Genomic DNA, 18,845 nt, shown 5'->3' with positions numbered 1-18,845 from the left:
GGCCGGGGGCGGTCCGCTCCCCCGGGAGTCTCCTTAGAAATGTCGTTCACGCGTCATGTCGCGCTCGCCAGCGCCGCCCTGCTCATGGTGGCGCAACCGGTTCTCGCGGCCACACCGGCCAAGCCCGTCGCGGCGGCCCAGAAGATCGCCAGGAAGGCCGCGCCGGCCTCGGACTTCGTTCCCTCGCCCGAGGCCATCAAGGCCCACATGACCTTCCTGGCCGACGACCTGATGGAAGGCCGCGAGGCCGGCACGCGCGGCTATGACATCGCCGCCAACTATGTCGCCGCCCAGTACGCCCTGCTGGGCGTCAAGCCGGCCGGCGACAAGACGGCGACCGGCGTCTCGTACCAGCAGCACGTGCCGCTGATCGCCTTCCGCGGGGCCGGCGAGGGTTCGTTCGGCCTGACGGGCGCAGATGGCCAGACGGTCGCCCTGAAGTACGGCGAGGACTATCTGCCCAATCCGCAGGCCCAGGCCGCCGACCTGAAGGTCGACGCGCCGCTGGTCTTCGTCGGCTATGGCCTGGTCAATCCGGCCACGGGCCGCGACGACTACGCGGGCCTCGACGTGAAGGGCAAGATCGTCGTCATGCTGAACGGCGCTCCGTCGTCGCTGCAGACCGAGGAACGCGCCCACTTCGCCAACCCCAACACCAAGCGTGAGGAAGCCGCCAAGCGCGGCGCCGTCGGCGTCGTCACCCTGTCGAGCCCCAGCGCCGAGAAGCGCCGTCCGTTCGCGGCCGGGGTCGGCATGATGCGCGGCTGGCGAGTGATCTGGCGCGACGCCAACGACGTCGGCGCCATCCGCGCGCCGAGCGCCCCGGCCCTGGCCTCGATCAGCCAGGCCGGCGCGGCCAAGCTGTTCGCCGGCGCCCCGGCGGCCCTGGCCGACGTGATGGCCGAGGCCGAGAAGCCCGAGGGCGCGGTCAAGGGCTTCGCCCTGACCTCCAAGGCCAGCATCGTCGTGAAGACCGAGATCGAGAAGCGCGAGAGCAGCAACGTCGTCGGCCTGATCGAGGGCGCGGACCCGGCCCTGAAGGCCCAGACGATCATCCTGTCGGCGCACCTGGACCACATCGGCGTCCGCGAGAACGCCAAGCCCGGCGAGGACAAGATCAACAACGGCGCGCTCGACAACGCCTCGGGCATCGCCACCCTGCTGGAGGTCGCGCGCGGCTTCAAGAACAGCAAGGTCAAGCCCAAGCGCTCGATCATCCTGCTGGCCGTCACCGGCGAGGAGAAGGGCCTGGTCGGCTCGGACTACTTCGCCAACAACCCGACCGTGAAGAAGGCCGACATCGCCGCCGACGTGAACCTGGACATGCCGGTGCTGCTGTACCCGTTCACCGACGTGATCGCGTTCGGCGCCGACCGCTCGACCATCGGCGAGGCCGTCAAGCACGCCGCCGGCCGCGTGGGCGTCGCGCTGTCCGGCGACCCGATGCCGGAAGAAGGCCTGTTCACCCGCTCGGACCACTACCGCTTCGTCGAGCAGGGGATCCCGTCGGTGTTCCTGATGACCGGCTTCCAGAACGGCGGCGAGGCGGCCTTCAAGGGCTTCCTGAAGGGCAACTACCACCACCCGGGCGACGACCTGAACCAGCCGATCGACTACCAGGCGGCCGCCAAGTTCGCGCTCGTGAACTACGAGATCGCCCGCGAGCTGGCCAACGCCCCGGCCCGTCCGGTCTGGAAGAAGGGCGACTTCTTCGGCGGCACGTTCGCGCCAGCGGGGCATCCGTCTTCCGCCAAGTGATTTGGGGCGGAGTAAGCCGGGCAGAAAAGCACGATTGACCCGGAGGGCGGCGGAAGGGATTCTGCCGCCCTCTTTGTTTTTGATGACGGACCTGCAAAGCGTGACCGCCCGCACTGGCGCCTTCCTGAAGATCGGCGTGATCGCGCCGGCCATCATGGTGGCCGACGTGGCGCTGGCCCAGCGCCTGTTCCCGGGCTTCGACGCCGGGGCCCAGTTCATCAGCGAGCTGGGCGGCCCCAAGGCGCCCCTGCCCGAAATCTTCAATTACGGCATGATGATCGCCGGCGTCGCGGGCCTGCTGGCCGGAGCCGGCTTCACCCACGCCCTGGAGCACGCCGGCGGCCGGCGCCAGGTCTCGGCCTTCGCGGGCCTGTTCGTGGCGCTGACGGGCCTGGGGGCCTTCTTCGCGGGGGTGTTCCACTGGCCCGACCCCATGCATCGCGCCTGCGGCGTGGGCCTGGCCATGCAGTTCGCCCCGCTGTTCACCGCCTGGGCCCTGTGGGGCAGACCGGGCTATCGGCGGCTGGCCCAGTTCTCGCTGGGCTGGTTCTTCGGCCTGCTGCTGGTCTTCGCCCTGCTGACCGGGGTGTGGAACGTCCGCACCGGCTACGACGTCGGCTACTGGCAGCGCGGCCACGCGTTCCTGGGCCTGCTGTGGCTGGCCATCGCCGCCTGGAGCCTGGAGAAGGGCTGGAAGGCGAGCGCCCTGGCGACCGAGCCGGCGGCGGTCTAGGGTCTCCCGACAACGGGAGAACGCCCACCATGACCGGATATCGTTTCGCGACCCTCGGATTGGCCGCACTGGTCCTGACCGCCTGCTCGCAGCAGAAGACCGAGGACCAGCCGGCCGCCACGCCGACCCCGGCCGTGGGCGACGAGACCCGCGCGCCGGCCGTCACCCCCGCCGTCCCCGCGCCCGTGGCCGCCGCCCCCGACGAAGGCGCGACGGTCGGCGGCGACGGCTCGCAAATCCAGCTGTCGGACCTCACCCTCGCCGACCAGCAGGCCCATCCGCTGAAGGGCGAACTGAGCTGCCATTTCCGCGACAAGGCCGGCGCCCTGCTGCTGGTCGCCTCGGGCTTCTCGGGCGTCAAGGAACCGGGCTTCGGCCTGGTCAAGGTGCTGGACTCCGTCGAGCAGGTGGTCGCGCCGGGCGGCTACGACGCCATGGTCAAGGGAACGGCCTTCGGCGGCCAGGGCAAGACGGTGACCATCGCCATCACCGGTCCGGCGACCGGCGGCGGCGAGTCGCCGCCCTCCCCCGCCACGCTGACCTACGACCGCGCCGACGGGGCCAAGCGCGTGTTCGCGGGGACCTGGACCTGCGGTCCGTAGGCGCCGCCTGGAGCATTTTCGACGAAGCGGACGGCGGTTCGCGCCGACCGCGATGCGAGCGCCCCTACTCCGCCGACTCCATCGGGGTCGGATCGCCGTCGTGCGAGATCAGCACCGCCAGCCAGCGCAGGTCGTCGTACTGGGCCAGGGCGTACATCAGGGCCAGGGTTAGCGGGATGGCCAGGAACGCGCCCGGCACGCCCCAGATGACCGTCCACATGCCGACCGCGATCAGACTGGCGGCCGGGTCGATGTTCTGGCTGTCGGCCTGCATCTTGGGCAGCACCAGATTGCCGACCACCGACGAGACGATCTGGATGCCGACGAAGACGGCGATCGCCGGCGTCAGACTGGGAAACTGCAGCAGGGCGAACAGGGTCGGCCCGACGCTGCCAGCCATCACGCCCAGTACCGGCAGGTACGAGAACAGCAGGATCACCAGGCTCCAGAACAGGGCGTTGTCCAGGCCCACGGCGAACATCACCACGCCCGAACCGACCGCGATCATCAGGCCGGTGACCGACTGGACGTACATGTAGCTCTCGACGCCCGAGAAGCTGCGCTCCAGCACCGAGGCCAGACCCCGTCCGCCGCGCTCGGCGACGATCCGTTCGACGCGCTTCTCGATCATCGGCCTCGAGATCAGCAGGAAGAACAGGAAAATCAGGGTCAGGCCCAGCCCCGCCGAGGCGTCCTGGACGCTGCCCAGCAAGCGGTCGGCCAGGGGCGCGAGCTCGACCTTCTGGGCCAGGGACTCCAGGCTCAGGGTCCCGCCGCCGGGCGGGTGGACAAGGGCCAGCAACTGGTCGATCCGCGCCAGCATGGCCGGCATCTCGGCGACGATCCGCGAGGCGCCCTCGATCACCATCGCCATGCTGGCGGCGATGATCCCGCCCACGATCACGGCGGTGATGGCGAACACCATCCAGCGCCGCGCCCTGGGCAGCAACCGCACGACCCGATCGCTCAGCGACGTGATCAGGATGGCCAGCACCAGCGCCAGGGTAAAGGGCCACAGCACGGCGCGAAACACGTACAGCAGACCCGCCCCCACGGCGAAGTTCACCAGAAAGGATGTGCCGGTCTTGCTCACTTGATCTCCGCGAATCCGGTTCGAAGGCGATCATCGCCCGCGCGCGACCGGATGTCCCTGGCCGAAGCGCCCGCCGCCACGCGCGCCTACCGCCAGGCGTAGTTGAAGCTGACGCTGATCCGCTGCTCGTCGGCCTGGTTGGTGGTCACCTCGTGGCGCAGCCAGCTCTCCCACATCAGCACCGCGCCCGCCGACGGCCTGACATAGATGAACGGCCGCAGGGTCTCTGGCGCGTCGTCGACGCGGGTCGGGGCGGCCATCATCATTGGCAGGCGCGGATCCTCGAACTTCAGGGCCGAGGCGCCCGGCGGGATGGTGACATAGACCGTGCCGGAGATGACGCTGTGGGGGTGGATGTGGCCGCTGTGCGAGCCGCCCGGCTCCAGGATGTTGATCCACAGGCTGTCCATGACCAGCTTGCCGCCGGCCAGGTCGAAGGCCAGGTCCTTGGCGAAGGCCGCCGCGTGCCTGTCCAGCTTCTTCTTCAGCGTCTCGAACAGGCTGTCGCGCTGCGGCAGGTCGTTCAGCGAGGCGTAGGAGGTATAGCCCAGATAGCCCTTGTTATAGGCCCAGGCCTGACCGGCCTCGTCGTCCTCGGCGATGGCAATGCAGGCGTCGTGCAGCTCGTCGATGAACGCCTCGGCGTCCTTGTCGCTGGCGAGGCTGGCTTCATAGAGCGGCGTGACGAAGAGCGGGCGCGTGGTCATGGACGGCGTCATAGCGCCCCTTGTGATTGACGACAAACCGCCGATGGAACATAGTCAGAACATGGCCGAGAGCGGACTGACGGTACGGATCGACGCGGCGCTCGCCGAGCGCCTGCGCGCCCGCGCCGAGGCAGCAGGGCTGAGCGTCGAGGCCTATGCGCTCGATATCCTGCGGCGCGATGTCGACCCGCCAGGTGTCAAGGACGCCGAAGCCCGATGGGACGAAGCGCCAGCGCGCGTCCCGTCAGGCAACGGCTTCGGTGAGGACGACGAGGCCTACGCCGATGAGCTGGATCGCATCTGCCAGGAGACGCTGCGCACCGGCGGCGTTCCCTGGGAAAAGGTGGAAGCGCGCCTCAGGACCCTCGGCAAGCCACGCTAGCGATGTTTCGCATCCTCGTCTCGGATAGGGCGTGGGCGGATATCGATCGCCTGGAGACCTGGCTTTGGGATCATGGCGCGACCTACGCCACGGATCTTGGCCATCAGCTCGCGGACGCGATTCTCGAACTGCGCGAGTATCCGTTGCGGACACGGCTGTCTGGAGGCCGCAACCGCGAGCTCCTCGTCGGATTTCACGCCAACCAATACGTCGTGCGCTATCAGGTTCACGGTGACGACGTCGTCGTTCTGCGGATTCACCACGCCCTGGAAGATCGCTGAACGCGCCGGACTCGCCTATATCTGCCCCGTGACCGACACGACGACCGACACCCCCGCCTCCCCTCGCCTGTCCGGCGCCGCCCTGATCAAGGACGAGGTCACGCGCCTGCCCGACGCGCCCGGAGTCTACCGGATGATCGGCGAGGCCGACGAGGTGCTCTATGTCGGCAAGGCCAAGAGCCTGAAGAAGCGCGTCGTCCAGTACGCGCAAGGCCGCTTCCACACCAACCGCATCGCCAACATGGTCGACGCCACGCGGGCCATGGAGTTCATCACCACCCGCACCGAGGCCGACGCCCTGCTGCTCGAGATCAACCTGATCAAGCAGCTGAAACCGCGCTTCAACGTGCTGCTGCGCGACGACAAGAGCTTCCCCGAAATCGTCATCCGCCGCGACCACGACGCCCCGCAGCTGCGCAAGCACCGCGGCGCCCACACCATCAAGGGCGACTATTTCGGGCCATTCGCCAGCGCCTGGGCGGTCAACCGCACGCTGAACACCCTGCAGAAGGCGTTTCTGCTGCGCTCGTGCAGCGACAGCGTCTACGAGACGCGCGACCGCCCCTGCATGCTGCACCAGATCAAGCGCTGCGCCGCCCCCTGCACCGGCCTGATCGGCAAGGACGACTACCAGGCCCTGGTCGACCAGGCCGAGGCTTTCCTGCGGGGCAAGTCCCGCGCGGTGATGTCCAGCATGGCCAGGCAGATGGAAGAGGCCGCCGAGGAGCTGGAGTTCGAGCGCGCCGCCCGCCTGCGCGACCGCATCCGCGCCCTGTCCAGCGTCGCCCAGGAAACCCAGATCAACCCTGAGACCGTCGACGAGGCCGACGTCGTGGCCCTGCACGTCGAGGGTGGCCAGGCCTGCGTCCAGGTGTTCTTCTTCCGGGCCGGCCAGAACTGGGGCAACCGCGCCTATTTCCCGCGCGTCACCGGCAATGCCGAGGAGGGCGAGGACGAGAGGGGCGAGACCACCACCGAGGAGCAGCGCATCCTCACCGCCTTCCTCGGCCAGTTCTACGACGACAAACCGATCCCGCGCCTGATCCTGGCCAACCTGCAGCCGGCCGAGGCCGAACTGCTGTCCGAGGCCTTCGCCCTGAAGAGCGGCCGCAAGGTCGAGATCGCCGTCCCCAGGCGCGGCGAGAAGGCCGACCTCGTTCAGCACGCCCTGACCAACGCCCGCGAAGCCCTCGGGCGAAAAATGGCCGAGGGCAGCGCCCAGACCAAGCTGCTGGCCGGCGTCGCCGAGGCCTTCAAGCTGGACGCGAGCCCTGAGCGGATCGAGGTCTATGACAACAGCCACATCCAGGGCACCAACGCCGTCGGCGGCATGATCGTGGCCGGGCCGGAAGGCTTCATGAAGGGCCAGTACCGCAAGTTCAACATCCGCTCGACCGAGCTCACCCCCGGCGACGACTATGGCATGATGAAGGAGGTGCTGAAGCGCCGCTTCGCCCGCCTGGTCAAGGAGGAGGAAGAAGGCGACAGCGACAACCGCCCCGACCTCGTGCTGGTCGACGGCGGCAAGGGCCAGCTGGACGCGGCCCTGGAGATCATGGCCGACCTGGGCGTCGACGACATCGCCGTGGTCGGGGTGGCCAAGGGCCCCGACCGCGACGCGGGGCTGGAGCGCTTCTTCATCCCCGGCCAGACCCCGTTCATGCTCGAGCCCAAGTCGCCGGTGCTCTACTACCTGCAGCGCCTGCGCGACGAAGCCCACCGCTTCGCCATCGGCGCCCACCGCACCCGCCGCTCCATGGACCTGAAGAAGAACCCGCTGGACGAGATCGAAGGCGTCGGCCCGGGCCGCAAGAAGGCCCTGCTCCACGCCTTCGGCTCAGCCAAGGGCGTCGGCCGGGCCAGCGTCGAGGACCTGGTCAAGGTCGCGGGGGTCAGCCAGGCGCTGGCCGAGCGGATCCATGGGTTTTTCCGGAAGGGGTGAGGCCCTCCCCGCCCCCTTGCGGGAGAGGGTGGCCTGAAAGGCAGGGCGAGGGGTCGCGCGAGCCCCGCCCGACCCGCAAGGGGAAAGGACGCCCTCGCCAAGCGCCGCCGAAGCCGTCTAGGTTGAGATCACTACGGGGGGCGTACTGGGCACCATGACGCTAGACGACTTCATCGCGCGCTGGACCTCGCGAACGGGCGGGGCCGAGCGCGCCAACTACCAGATGTTCTTCACGCAGTTCTGCAGCGTGCTGGGCCTGCCCGAACCCGATCCGGCGGAGGCCGATCGCAGCCGCAACGACTACGTCTTCGAACGCGCCGTGCGCTCCACCACCCTGGACGGCGCCAGCGCCAAGCGCATCGACCTCTACAAGAAGGGCTGCTTCCTGCTGAGGCCAAGCAGTCGCACGCCAAGGGCGGCGACAAGGCCGCGCCGGAGCAGTTGGCCCTGGGCCTGGGCGCCGCCCCCGAAGCCAGCGAGCCGGAGCAGCTGGGCCGTCGCGCGGCCAACCGGAACTTCGACGTCCTGATGCGCAAGGCCTACAACCAGGCCGTCGACTATGTGCACCTGCTGCCGACCGACCACCCGGCCCCGCCGTTCCTGATCGTGGCCGACATCGGCCACTGCCTGGAGATCTACGCCGACTTCTCGGGCACGGGGCGCGGCTACGCCTATTTCCCGGACCGCAAGGGCTATCGGATCTATCTGGACGAGCTTCGCGATCCCAAGGTCCGCGAACGCCTGCAGAAGATCTGGACCGATCCGCACAGCCTGGACCCGTCCCGCGAGGCCGCCCGCGTCACCCGGGAGATCGCCGAACGTCTGGCCGCCGTCTCCAAGTCGCTGGAGGCCTCGGGCGCCAAGGCCGCGGACGTCGCCCACTTCCTGATGCGCAGCATCTTCACCATGTTCGCCGAGGACGTGGAGCTGCTGCCCAAGGACAGCTTCCGGGGCCTGCTGCGCAAGTCTCTGGACAGCCCCGACCGCTTCCCCCAGCGGGTCAAGGAGCTGTGGAAGGCCATGGACCAGGGCGGCGAGTCCCTGGCCATCGACGCCAAGGTCCTGCGCTTCAACGGCGGCCTGTTCAAGGACACCACGGCCTTCGCGCTGGGTCGCGAGGAGATCGGCGAGCTGCTGGCCGCCGCCGAGCGCGACTGGCGCCAGGTCGAGCCGGCCATCTTCGGCACCCTGGTCGAGCAGGCCCTCGACCCGGACGAGCGCCGGCGCCTCGGCGCCCACTACACCCCGCGCGCCTATGTCGAGCGGCTGGTCAATGTCACGGTCATGGAGCCCCTGCGCGACGACTGGCGCGCGGCCCGCACCAAGGCCGAGGCCCTGTCCGACCAAGGCGACCTGGCCGGCGCCCGGGCGGCGGTCAAGGCCTTCCACCACCAGCTTTGCACCACCCGCGTGCTGGACCCGGCCTGCGGCACGGCCAACTTCCTCTATGTGTCGCTGGAGCTGATGAAGGTGCTGGAGGCCGAGGTCCTGGAAACCCTGGCCCAGCTGGGCGAGTCCGAGGGCCTGGGCTTCGAGACCGTCGATCCGCACCAGTTCCTGGGGATCGAGCTCAATCCCCGCGCCGCCGCCATCGCCGAGCTCGTCCTGTGGCTGGGCTATCTGCAACAGCATTATCGCAGCCGCGACGGCCACCCGTCCGAGCCGATCCTGAAGGCCTTCAAGAACATCGAGAACCGCGACGCGGTGCTGACCTGGGACGGCTATCCGGTTCCGGCGGTGGAGGTTCGCAATCAGCAGCGGGTCGAGGCGTTTCCGAACGCCCGGCGGCCGGAGTGGCCGGAGGCGGAGTTCATCGTGGGCAACCCGCCGTTCATCGGCGGCAAGGACCTGCGTGCGCGCCTGGGCGACGGCTATGTCGAGGCGCTGTGGGGCGTCCACAAGGCCATGAACGACAGCGCCGACTTCGTCATGTACTGGTGGGACAGCGCCGCCGAGATCCTGGCCCGCAAGAAGACGATCCTGCGCCGGTTCGGCTTCGTCACCACCAACTCGATCACCCAGGTCTTCCAGCGGCGGGTGATGGAGCGGCACCTGAACGGCAAGCCGCCGATCAGCCTGATCTTCGCCATCGGCGACCATCCCTGGACCAAGGCCGGACGCGAGAGCGCGGCGGTGCGGATCGCCATGACCGCTGCCGCAAAGGGCAAGCTGGATGGCGTGGCTTGGGAGGTCGCGACCGAAACCGGTCTCGACACCGACGAGCCGTTCCTGACCTTCACGGAGAAGCGCGGGAAGGTGAACTCGGACCTGACGGTGGGCGTGGATGTGACGCGCGCGGCCCCACTTCTGGCTAACGAAGGTGTCTGTTCACCGGGCGTGAAGCTGCACGGTTCGGGATTTATCGTTACGCCTACGGAAGCTCGGCACCTCGGCTTAGGCGTCAGGCCAGGGCTAGACCGGTACATACGCCTCTATCGAAACGGCAGAGATCTCACGTCCCACTCGCGTGGTGCCATGGTGATCGACCTATTCGGTCTAAGCTCGGACGAAGTCCGAAAGGAATACCCCGAGGTCTATCAGCACCTTATGGAGAAGGTGAAAGCTGAGCGAGAAGCTCAAGCAGCACGCTCGCCGACGAAAGACGCAATATCATATGTGCAGAGTTGGTGGCTTTTCGGTAAGCCGAGGGCCGACCTTAGAAATGCCCTTGCTGCGCTCAACCGCTACATAGTCACCGTAGAAACAGCTCAACATCGCTGCTTTGTATTCCTCGATGAAGCAGTCATTCCCGATAACCGGCTAATTTGTGTTGCAAGCAAACGAAGCGAAGATCTTGCAGTTCTATCGTCACGTCTCCACGTCGTTTTTGCGCTGGCGACTGGCGGCTCGTTGGAAGATCGGCCGGTTTATACAAAGTCCAAAGGCTTCGACCCCTTCCCTTTCCCCGACCCGCCGGAGGACATCAAAGTCCGCCTGCGTAACCTCGGCGAGGAACTCGACGCCACGCGCAAGACCGTGCTGGCCGAGAACGACGACCTGACCCTGACCGGGCTCTACAACCTGCTGGAAAAGGTCCGCGCCGGGGCCGAGCTGACGCCGGTCGAGCAGGACCAGAAGACGCGCGGCCGGGTGCTGATCCTGAAGGAGTTGCACGACCAGATCGACGCGGCCACGGCCGACGCCTACGGCTGGCCGCGCGACCTGACCGACGAGCAGATCCTGGAGCGGCTGGTGGCGCTGAACGCCGAGCGGGCGCGCGAGGAGGCGGCCGGTCATGTGCGCTGGCTGCGGCCCGACTACCAGATCCCCCGCTTCGCCAAGGGCGCGGCCGCCAAGAGCGGCGACCTCGACCTGGGCGAGGCGCCCGCCGAGGCGGACGACGAGCTGCTGGACTTCCCCAAGGACGCCGCCGACCGCCCGCCGGCCGTGCTGGCCGCCCTGGAGGCCGCCGGCGAGCCGCTGGACGTCCCCGCCCTGGCCCGCCGCTTCAAGAAGGGAGGCAAGCGTATCGAGCAAGGCGTGGTCAAGGCCCTGACCAGCCTGGTCCGCTGGGGTCACGTCACCGCCCTGCCCGACGGCCGCTTCGCCGGCCGCTCCCAGCGTAAGGAGGCCGCATGACCGCCCCCGCCGTCCCCTCCTACGACGCCTACATGTGGCCGATCGTCGAGCGGTTGCGGGCGCATGGGCGCTCGATGACCAACGAGGAGATGCTGGACGACGTCAGCGCCCATATGGGCCTGTCGGAGGCGGTGCGGTCGGCGCCGCACGGGAACTCGGGCCAGACCGAGGTCGAGTACCGGATGGCCTGGGCTCGGACCTATCTGAAGAAGATCGGGGCGCTGGAGAACAGCGGTCGGGGCGTCTGGACGCTAACGCCGAAGGGCGCGGCGATCACCGAGGCCGAGGTGCGCGGCGGTCCTCGCCAGGTGCAGCAGGATTACGCGGCCCAGCGCGCGGCCGCCCCGCCGCGCTTCTCCCTGGACGACACGCCCAGCCCATCGACCGCCTTCGACGCGGCCGAGGAGATCGCGGACGACGCCTGGCGCGGCGCGCTGATGGCCCGGCTCCTGGCCCTCGACCCGTCCGCCTTCGAGCGGCTGTGCCAGCGCCTGCTCCGCGAAGCCGGCTTCTCCAAGGTCGAGGTGACCGGCAAGACCGGGGACGGCGGGATCGACGGCACCGGGGTGCTGCGGATGAACCTGCTGTCGTTCCAGGTGATCTTCCAGTGCAAGCGGTGGCAGGGCTCGGTCGGGGCGCCGACGGTGCGGGACTTCCGGGGCGCGATGGTCGGGCGGGCCGACAAGGGGCTGATCCTGACGACCGGGACCTTCACCGCCGAGGCCCGCCGCGAGGCCGTCCGCGACGGGGCGCCGGCCATCGATCTGGTGGACGGCGAGATGCTGTGCGACCTGCTGCGCCAGCATCGCCTGGGCGTGCGGGTCGAGATGGTCGAGCGGGTGACGATCGACGCCGTCGCCCTCTCCGCGATTTGAAAGAGACTTGGCCCCACCTGAAAGAACACCGTTCTCCGGCGCAACCAATGTTCTCCAGCCTCGTTTGATAGCTTGAGTGTTTTCAAGCGGGGACCGTCATGGACCATCAGGACCAAAAGACCTTCGAGCGTGACCTGGTCGCGCTGATTCCGCATCTGCGCGCCTTCGCCCGTTCGCTGTGCGGCGACGCCACCGCCGCCGACGACCTGGCGCAGGAAGCCGTGGCCAAGGCCTGGGCCAGCCGCAACAGCTTCGCCATGGGCACCAACATGAAGGCCTGGACCTTCATGATCCTGCGCAACCAGTTCTATTCGGAAAAGCGCCGCAGCTGGCGCTCGGTCGGCCTGGACCAGGAAACCGCCGAACGGACCCTGGTGGCCAACACCAATTTCGACGGCGCCATCGCCCTGGACGACCTGCGCCAGGCCATGCTGATGCTGCCCGAGAACCAGCGCGAGGCGCTGATCCTGATCGGCGCCGGCGGCTTCTCGTATGAGGAAGCGGCCGAGATCATCGGCGTCGCCGTCGGCACGGTGAAGAGCCGCGTCAGCCGCGCCCGTTCGGACCTGGTCCAGATCTTCGAGACCGGCAGCTACGAACGCGACGGCAAGCCGGTGCACGAGGCCATGGGCTCGATGCTGCGGGCGCTGGAGCGCTTGGCGGCCTAGGCTAGATCCTGCCCCGCAACGCGGGGGAGGTGGCCCAGAGGGCCGGAGGGGGCCACCGCGACATTCGCCAAGCTCGCCCCCTCAGTCGCTCCGCGACAGCTCCCCCGCAACGCGGGGGAGCATCTTTAGGCTAGCGCCCGGCATATCCCGCAGAACGCCGCCACATCCCCTTCGTCGTGATAGACCGACAGCCCGATCCGCAGCACGTCGTCGCGGACGTCGGTCACCACACCTTTTTCGGCCAGCGCCTGTTTCCAGACGCTGGCCTTTTCGTGTCGCAGGGCCAGGAACCGCGCCTGAGGGCCCTCGCCCGGCGGGTTCAGCACCACGGCGTCCTTCAGCGGTCCGGCCTCGCCGTCGGCGATCCTGTCCAGCAACAGCCGTTGCAGGCGCCCGACATGGGCGGCGATCGCCGGCGTGCTCAGGCCCTGCGCCTCCAGCATCCGCCCCGCCGCCACGAAGCGATAGAGCCCCGACGGATCGAAGGTCGCGCCCATGAACCGGCCGGCGTCGCGGACATAGCCGACTCCGCCCGGCGGGCCCTCCAGGTCGCCGAACTCGGCGTACCACCCGGTCAGGACCGGGCGCGGACCGAAGCCCTCCGGCGCGTGCAGGAACGCCGCGCCCTCCCCGGCCATGGCGTATTTGTAGCCGCCGGCGACATAGAAGATCCGGTCCGCCACCGCCGACAGGTCGGTCGGGACGGCGCGGAAGCCGTGATAGCCGTCGACGGCGACCCACGGCCCCTCGGGCCGGGCCAGCTCGGCCAGCTCCCACACCCGCTCGAACACGAAGCCGGTCTTGAAGAACACGTGGCTGACGAAGATCAGGTCGTAGGTCCCGGTCCGCGCGGCCGACAGGAACCGCTCGGCGAAGTCGGGGCGGTCGGTCTCGACCAGGGTCAGCTCGATCTGTCCGGCCTCGACCCAGCGCTGGGCCTGGCGGCGGAACGAATGGAACTCGCCGTCGGTCGACAGGACCCGGATGGGCTGGCCGGGCGAAGGGCGCGCGATCGCCGACGCCAGCACCGCCAGTAGGGCGTGGGTGTTGGGCGCGAAGACCACGCTGTCGGCGCCGGGCAGGTTCAGCTCGCGGGCGACCAGGCCTTGGGCGGCCGGATAGACCTGGCCCAGCGCCTTGTCCCACTTGTGGTCGGCCAGGACGACGGCGTCCTCCCAGGCCTCGACCTGGCCGGCCAGGGTGGCGTCGGGCCAGAGGTGGTGGCTGTGGGCGGCCATGTGCAGCCGGCCAGGGACGGCGAGGGCCTTGGAGAACAGGTCCTTGCGCGCGGTCATCAGAGTTTCGTCCTTAGCGACCACAGCTCGGGGAAGGCCCGGCGGCGCAGCGTCGAGGCCAGATAGCCGACGCCGTCGGTGCCGCCCGTCCCGGGCCGGCCGCCGATGATCCGCTCGACCGTCAGCACGTGCTTGTGGCGCCAGGTGACCAGGGCGTCGTCCAGGTCGACCAGCTTCTCGGCCAGCTGGTACAGCTCCCAATAGCGCTGCGGGTCGCGATAGACCTCCAGCCAGGCGGCCTCCACCTCGGGCGAGGGCGCGTAGGTCTGGCTGAAGTCGCGGTTCAATGCACGATCCGGCACGGCCAGGCCGTGCCGAGGAAGTTGCGCGATGGCCACGTCGTAGAGGCTGGGCGCGTCGAGCGCGGCCTGCAGCTGCCCCAGGGCCGAGGACCCCTCCTCGTGGAACTTCAGGAAGCTCTGGTCCTTCAGGCCCAGCAGATATTCCAGCGTCCGGAACTGGTGCGACTGGAAGCCCGAGGACGAGCCGAGGTCGCCCCGGAAGCTCAGATAGTCGGCCGGCGTCATGGTCGCCAGGACATCCCAGGACAGGGTCATCACCGTCTGGATCCGCGACACCCGCGCCAGGGCCTTGTAGGCCGGCTCGACGTCGTGGGCCGCGATCAGCCGCTTGGCCAGCTCGACCTCGTGGATGATCTCCTTGAGCCACAGCTCCTTGGTCTGGTGGATGACGATGAACAGCAGTTCGTCGTGCCGGTCGCTCTGCGGCTTCTGGGCCGCGAGCAGTTCGTCCAGCGCCAGATAGCGCGCGTAGGTCATGTCTTTCGCCATGGAGACCCCTATGCCGCTTTTCGCGGCGCCTCGCTACTCCGGGCGGGTGACACGGATGGCTGGCCGTCGGGAGCGGGCGCCCCTAGAATGCCCGCCACCAAGCCGCACTCCCAGAACCGCCTCAAGGAGCCCTGGCGTTTGAAAGCCTCGACTTGATCACGCAATATGGATGGTCCGACGCGCTGGCGCGGGACTTCAAGCCGCACGCCCGCGCCGGCTACGTTCCCGGGCGCGTCGTCGTCCAGCGGCGCGACGGCTATCTGGTGACCGCCGACCGGGGCGAGTTGCGCGCCAAGCTGTCCGGCCGCCTGCGCCACGAGGCCCGCGAGATCGGCCATCCCGCCGTCGGCGACTGGGTGGCGATGTCGGTCAACGCCGCCGAGCGCACCGCCACCATCCACGCCCTTCTGCCGCGCCGCACCGCCTTCATCCGCCGGGCCGCCGACAGCCTGCAGACGCCGCAGGTCATCGCCGCCAATGTCGACCTGGCCTTCATCGTCACCTCGATGAACGGCGACCTCAACCCGCGCCGGATCGAGCGCTACCTGGCCGCGGCCTGGCAGAGCGGCGCGCGGCCGGTGGTCGTGCTGACCAAGTCGGACCTGTGCGCCGACACGGGCCCGCAGACCGCAGAGATCGAGGCCCTGGCCGCCGGCTGCCCGGTGGTCAGCATATCGGCGCGGCAAGGGGTCGGCCTGGACGCCCTGCTGGCTCATCTGGCGCCGGGCGAGACCTGCGTGCTGATCGGCTCGTCCGGTGTCGGCAAGTCCACCCTGGTCAATGTGCTGCTGGGCGAGCAGCGCATGGCGACCGCATCCGTCCGCGAAGGCGACGACAAGGGCCGCCACACCACCAGCCACCGCGAGCTCGTTTTGCTGCCCGGCGGCGGGCTGATCGTCGACACCCCCGGGGTGCGCGAGATCGGCCTGGTCGACGCCGAGGACGGCGTCAGCGTGGTGTTCGACGACATCGAGCAGCTGACCCAGACCTGCAAGTTCAGCGACTGCGCCCACGCCAACGAACCCGGCTGCGCCGTGCGCGCGGCCCTGGACGATGGGACGCTGGATCCCGACCGTTGGGCGCACTTCCAGAAGCTGGGGCTGGAGCTGGCCGCCATGGAGCAGAAAGCCGAGCGCCTGGCGCGGGACGCCGAGCGGCGACGCCAGGGCGGGCTGCAGAAGGGCTATCGCGCCACCAAGAAGGACGTTCGCGGCGGCGCCGATCGCTGATCGCGCCGCGCCGCCGCACGCCGTTCTCTGAGAATTTGGACCCTTCCCCCGGCCGAACGGGTTAGGGGTGGAGCTCCAGACCGAAGAGAGACCCTTGCCATGCCCGCTTTCACCATCGTCACGACCAGTGCGACCCAAGGCAGCGATGCGGCGGAGGTCAGCTCGCTGGCCGATGAGTTCGGCAGCGACAGCGAAGCCCTGGGCTATTCGCGCCGCATGGCCGACGAGATGCTCAGCATGGCCAACCAGCTGTCGCTGGACTTCGACTACAGCCATGTCGGCCTCTATGAAGGCGACCTGATCGACGAGGAGGTCGATCCCAGCCACGCCGCGTTCCTGGGCGCGTGGGTGCTGGATGAGGAAGGCATCGCCTTCCTGCCGGCGGACGAGTTCCGCGACGGGACCGACGAGACCGAGGCGGAAGCCGAAGCCTCCTGACCTTGAGCCCGCCGGCCCGCTTTCAGAAGCGGGCCGGCGGCGCTTTCCCCTCCCCCTCCGCGCGTAACCTCGCTAAACCCTTCCTCATGGTTCAGTCGTCCGCGTCCGTCATCGCCGCGCCCCCTGTCGCGCCCCAAGCCGCGCTTCAGCCCGCTTCCGTCGCCACGCGCTCGCGCGTCGGCAAGACGCTGTCGATCGTCGCCCCCTGCTACAACGAGCAGGAGGTCCTGGACCTGTTCTTCGACCGCATCGACGCCGAGCTGGCCAGGCTGGGCGTCGACTACGAGATCGTCTGCGTCAATGACGGCAGCCGCGACCACACTTTGGCGGTGCTGCTGAAGCACCATCAGCGCGACCCGCGCATCAAGGTCATCAACCTGGCCCGCAACTTCGGCAAGGAGGTCGCCCTTTCGGCCGGCCTGGACGCGGTGACCGGCGACATGGTGGTGCCGATCGACTGCGACCTGCAGGACCCGCCGGAGCTGATCGGCCAGTTCATCGAGGCGTGGGAAGGCGGGGCCGACGTGGCCTATGGCGTGCGGGTCGACCGCAGCAGCGACACCTTCGTCAAGCGCCTGACGGCCCAGGGCTTCTACAAGGCCTTCAACCGGATGTCCGACGTCGACCTGCCCTACAACGCCGGCGACTACCGGCTGATGGATCGGCGCGTGGTCGAGGTGCTGCGCCAGCTGCCCGAGCGCAACCGCTTCATGAAGGGCCTGTTCGCCTGGGTCGGCTTCAAGCAGACGCCGATCCCCTACGCCCGCCCGGAGCGCGCGGCCGGGACCAGCTCGTTCCGCTACTGGAAGCTCTGGAACTTCGCGCTCGACGGCATCACCTCGTTCAGCACCGCCCCGATCCGGATCTGGAGCTATGTCGGCCTGATCGCCGGCCTGCTGGCGGCCTCTGCGGCCGTGTTCCTGGTGCTGCGCACCCTGCTGGAAGGCAACAAGGTCCCCGGCTATCCGTCGCTGATGGTGGTGATCCTGTCCGGCTTCGCCATCCAGATGCTGGCTATCGGCTCGCTGGGCGAGTACGTCGCGCGCATCTATCAGGAAGTGAAGGGTCGGCCGCTGTACGTGATCATGGACCGCTACGGCTTCGATCGCGCGCAAGGTCCGGACGCGTGAGCGCCCTGCTGACCCCGGCCCGACGCGAGTTCCTGGTCTCGGCCCTGCGCTATGGCGTAGCGGGCGTGGCCAACACCCTCGTCGGCCTGACCATCATCCTGGCCCTGGACGTCGGGCTGCACGTCGATCCGCACATCGCCAACGCCGTCGGCTATGCGGTCGGGGTCTGCGTGAGCTTCGCCCTGAGCAAGCTGTTCGTGTTCAAGGCCCGCCGCGCCGCGCGCTCGGCGCCGCTGCGCTACGGCGTGGCCGTGGCCGCAGCCTTCGCTCTGAACCAGGGCGTGCTGACCCTGGCCCGGATGGTATTGCCGCACGGCGCCCTGTTCGATGTCGCCGCCCAGGGCGCGGCCGTGGCAAGCTATACCGCCGCGCTCTTCCTGCTGAGCCATTTCTGGGTCTTCGCCCACCAACCCACCGCCGACCGGGACCCCGCATGGACCGCCTGATCTACGACCGCATCCGCGAGCTGGAGACCGACCACTGGTGGTTCGTCGGCCGCCGCAAGATCCTGCGCGGCCTGCTGCAGCGCCTGGCCCCGCCGGCCGGCGCGCGCATCCTGGAGGTCGGCTGCGGCGCGGGCGGCAATGTCCCGCTGCTGCGCGAGTTCGGCGAGGTGAAGGCCCTGGAGCCGGACGACGAGTCGCGCGCCTACGCCTCCGAGCGCCTCGGCCTGGCGATCGACACCGGCCTGCTGCCGGACGGCCTGCCCTACGCGCCGGAGACCTTCGACCTGGTCTGCGCCTTCGACGTGGTCGAGCATGTCGACGACGACGCCGGCTCGGTGAAGGCCCTGGCCAGGCTGGTCAAGCCCGGCGGCGCGATCCTGACCACGGTGCCGGCCTATCAGTGGATGTGGAGCCACCACGACGTGCTGCACCACCACAAGCGCCGCTACCTGCTGCCGCGCTACCGCGCCCTGTTCGAAGAGGCGGGCCTGAAGGTCGAGACCGCGACCTATTTCAACACCCTGCTGTTCCCCCTGGCCGCCGTGCAGCGCACCGCCAAGAAGCTGCTGAAGGACGACAGCGCCGACGACGCCATGCCGCCGTCGTGGCTGAACAAGGCCCTGGCCGGCGTGTTCTCGCTGGAGGCCCCCCTGGCCGTCGGCGGCGGCCTGCCGTTCGGCCTGTCGATCGCGGTGATCGCGCGGAAGGCTTAGCGAAATCGGCAGGTCGGCCGCCTGCTGGAAGCGGACATTGTGATCGTCTGTAGGGGGGTGGAAGTCGCCCCCCAAACAAACCCCTCTCTCATAGAGAGAGGGGTTCTAGAGTCCGCTCAGGGTCGAAGCACGCCATGGGCTTCCGGCCGGCCGGCGGACATTCGGATCACGACCGCCGACCAC

At 68.9% G+C, this 18,845-nt stretch carries 19 protein-coding genes; 15 read left to right on the top strand and 4 right to left on the bottom strand.

Translation table 11 applies throughout. The annotated features are described in order from the left end of the window. Window positions 1-39 precede the first annotated feature (39 nt). From EIK80_RS04165 to EIK80_RS04155, 3 genes are read left to right on the top strand one after another with little or no spacing between them, the layout of a single operon-like run. Window positions 40-1,758: a M20/M25/M40 family metallo-hydrolase gene (locus tag EIK80_RS04165; protein WP_125155687.1), complete on the top strand. Its 1,719-nt coding sequence runs from the start codon at window positions 40-42 to the stop codon at window positions 1,756-1,758. 34 nt (window positions 1,759-1,792) lie between these two features. Beyond that, the gene (locus tag EIK80_RS04160; RefSeq protein WP_125155686.1) at window positions 1,793-2,491 is read left to right on the top strand and encodes a DUF998 domain-containing protein; all 699 of its coding nucleotides are present in this window, start codon (window positions 1,793-1,795) and stop codon (window positions 2,489-2,491) included. A 29-nt stretch (window positions 2,492-2,520) separates the two neighbouring features. Next, the gene (locus EIK80_RS04155; RefSeq protein ID WP_125155685.1) at window positions 2,521-3,093 is read left to right on the top strand and encodes a hypothetical protein; all 573 of its coding nucleotides are present in this window, start codon (window positions 2,521-2,523) and stop codon (window positions 3,091-3,093) included. A 64-nt stretch (window positions 3,094-3,157) separates the two neighbouring features. On the opposite strand, the gene EIK80_RS04150 is transcribed toward EIK80_RS04155, so the two are convergent. Continuing rightward, window positions 3,158-4,186 carry an AI-2E family transporter gene (locus EIK80_RS04150; RefSeq protein WP_125155684.1) on the bottom strand — a complete coding sequence of 343 codons (1,029 nt, stop codon included), beginning with the start codon at window positions 4,184-4,186 and terminating at the stop codon, window positions 3,158-3,160. Between the two features lie 86 nt (window positions 4,187-4,272). Further along, window positions 4,273-4,893 (bottom strand): TIGR02466 family protein, encoded by a 621-nt coding sequence (locus tag EIK80_RS04145; protein WP_125155683.1) that lies wholly within the window; start codon window positions 4,891-4,893, stop codon window positions 4,273-4,275. Between EIK80_RS04145 and EIK80_RS26950 the strand changes: the two genes are divergently transcribed. The 7 genes from EIK80_RS26950 to EIK80_RS04110 all read left to right on the top strand — a co-directional run bounded on the left by EIK80_RS26950 (window position 4,892) and on the right by EIK80_RS04110 (window position 12,620). Beyond that, on the top strand, window positions 4,892-5,275 hold the full coding sequence (locus tag EIK80_RS26950; RefSeq protein WP_125155682.1) for an antitoxin: 384 nt from the start codon (window positions 4,892-4,894) through the stop codon (window positions 5,273-5,275). The two genes, EIK80_RS04145 and EIK80_RS26950, sit on opposite strands and share 2 nt — an antisense overlap. A 2-nt stretch (window positions 5,276-5,277) precedes the next feature. After that, window positions 5,278-5,556 carry a type II toxin-antitoxin system RelE/ParE family toxin gene (locus EIK80_RS04135; RefSeq protein ID WP_125155681.1) on the top strand — a complete coding sequence of 93 codons (279 nt, stop codon included), beginning with the start codon at window positions 5,278-5,280 and terminating at the stop codon, window positions 5,554-5,556. 19 nt (window positions 5,557-5,575) lie between these two features. Then, on the top strand, window positions 5,576-7,498 hold the full coding sequence (gene uvrC, locus EIK80_RS04130; protein WP_233586436.1) for an excinuclease ABC subunit UvrC: 1,923 nt from the start codon (window positions 5,576-5,578) through the stop codon (window positions 7,496-7,498). 154 nt (window positions 7,499-7,652) lie between these two features. Next, complete coding sequence (locus EIK80_RS04125) at window positions 7,653-8,027, top strand: type IIL restriction-modification enzyme MmeI (protein ID WP_125155679.1); 375 nt, start codon at window positions 7,653-7,655, stop codon at window positions 8,025-8,027. Beyond that, the gene (locus EIK80_RS04120; protein ID WP_158624638.1) at window positions 7,940-11,077 is read left to right on the top strand and encodes a DNA methyltransferase; all 3,138 of its coding nucleotides are present in this window, start codon (window positions 7,940-7,942) and stop codon (window positions 11,075-11,077) included. Before EIK80_RS04125 ends, EIK80_RS04120 begins: the two co-directional genes overlap by 88 nt. Next, complete coding sequence (locus EIK80_RS04115; RefSeq protein ID WP_125155677.1) at window positions 11,074-11,952, top strand: restriction endonuclease; 879 nt, start codon at window positions 11,074-11,076, stop codon at window positions 11,950-11,952. Before EIK80_RS04120 ends, EIK80_RS04115 begins: the two co-directional genes overlap by 4 nt. Before the next feature lie 98 nt (window positions 11,953-12,050). Next, a complete protein-coding gene (locus tag EIK80_RS04110) occupies window positions 12,051-12,620 on the top strand; it encodes a sigma-70 family RNA polymerase sigma factor (protein WP_125155676.1) in 570 nt (189 codons plus the stop codon). Window positions 12,621-12,745: 125 nt separating this feature from the next. Here EIK80_RS04110 and EIK80_RS04100 read toward each other — a convergent pair whose 3' ends face one another. Together EIK80_RS04100 and EIK80_RS04095 are read right to left on the bottom strand one after the other, a co-directional pair. Beyond that, a complete protein-coding gene (locus EIK80_RS04100) occupies window positions 12,746-13,939 on the bottom strand; it encodes an aminotransferase class V-fold PLP-dependent enzyme (protein WP_125155675.1) in 1,194 nt (397 codons plus the stop codon). Further along, window positions 13,915-14,706: a tryptophan 2,3-dioxygenase gene (locus EIK80_RS04095; RefSeq protein WP_125155674.1), complete on the bottom strand. Its 792-nt coding sequence runs from the start codon at window positions 14,704-14,706 to the stop codon at window positions 13,915-13,917. Before EIK80_RS04095 ends, EIK80_RS04100 begins: the two co-directional genes overlap by 25 nt. 152 nt (window positions 14,707-14,858) lie before the next feature. Between EIK80_RS04095 and rsgA the strand changes: the two genes are divergently transcribed. From rsgA to EIK80_RS04070, 5 genes are all read left to right on the top strand, one after another. Beyond that, on the top strand, window positions 14,859-15,935 hold the full coding sequence (rsgA, locus tag EIK80_RS04090) for a ribosome small subunit-dependent GTPase A (RefSeq protein WP_125155673.1): 1,077 nt from the start codon (window positions 14,859-14,861) through the stop codon (window positions 15,933-15,935). Window positions 15,936-16,034: 99 nt separating this feature from the next. Then, a complete protein-coding gene (locus EIK80_RS04085) occupies window positions 16,035-16,373 on the top strand; it encodes a hypothetical protein (protein WP_125155672.1) in 339 nt (112 codons plus the stop codon). A gap of 86 nt (window positions 16,374-16,459) precedes the next feature. After that, window positions 16,460-17,503: a glycosyltransferase family 2 protein gene (locus EIK80_RS04080; protein ID WP_125155671.1), complete on the top strand. Its 1,044-nt coding sequence runs from the start codon at window positions 16,460-16,462 to the stop codon at window positions 17,501-17,503. Next, window positions 17,500-17,949: a GtrA family protein gene (locus EIK80_RS04075; protein WP_125155670.1), complete on the top strand. Its 450-nt coding sequence runs from the start codon at window positions 17,500-17,502 to the stop codon at window positions 17,947-17,949. The genes EIK80_RS04080 and EIK80_RS04075 overlap by 4 nt, the downstream gene beginning before the upstream one ends. Next, window positions 17,937-18,662, top strand: a complete 726-nt coding sequence (locus EIK80_RS04070; protein WP_125155669.1) for a bifunctional 2-polyprenyl-6-hydroxyphenol methylase/3-demethylubiquinol 3-O-methyltransferase UbiG — start codon at window positions 17,937-17,939, stop codon at window positions 18,660-18,662. The genes EIK80_RS04075 and EIK80_RS04070 overlap by 13 nt, the downstream gene beginning before the upstream one ends. Window positions 18,663-18,845: the final 183 nt, after the last annotated feature.

Source organism: Caulobacter sp. 602-1 (assembly GCF_003931565.1).
Taxonomy (GTDB): Bacteria; Pseudomonadota; Alphaproteobacteria; order Caulobacterales; family Caulobacteraceae; genus Caulobacter.
Note: the sequence above shows the minus strand (reverse complement) of the source record. Positions and strands in the feature narration are given on the sequence as shown.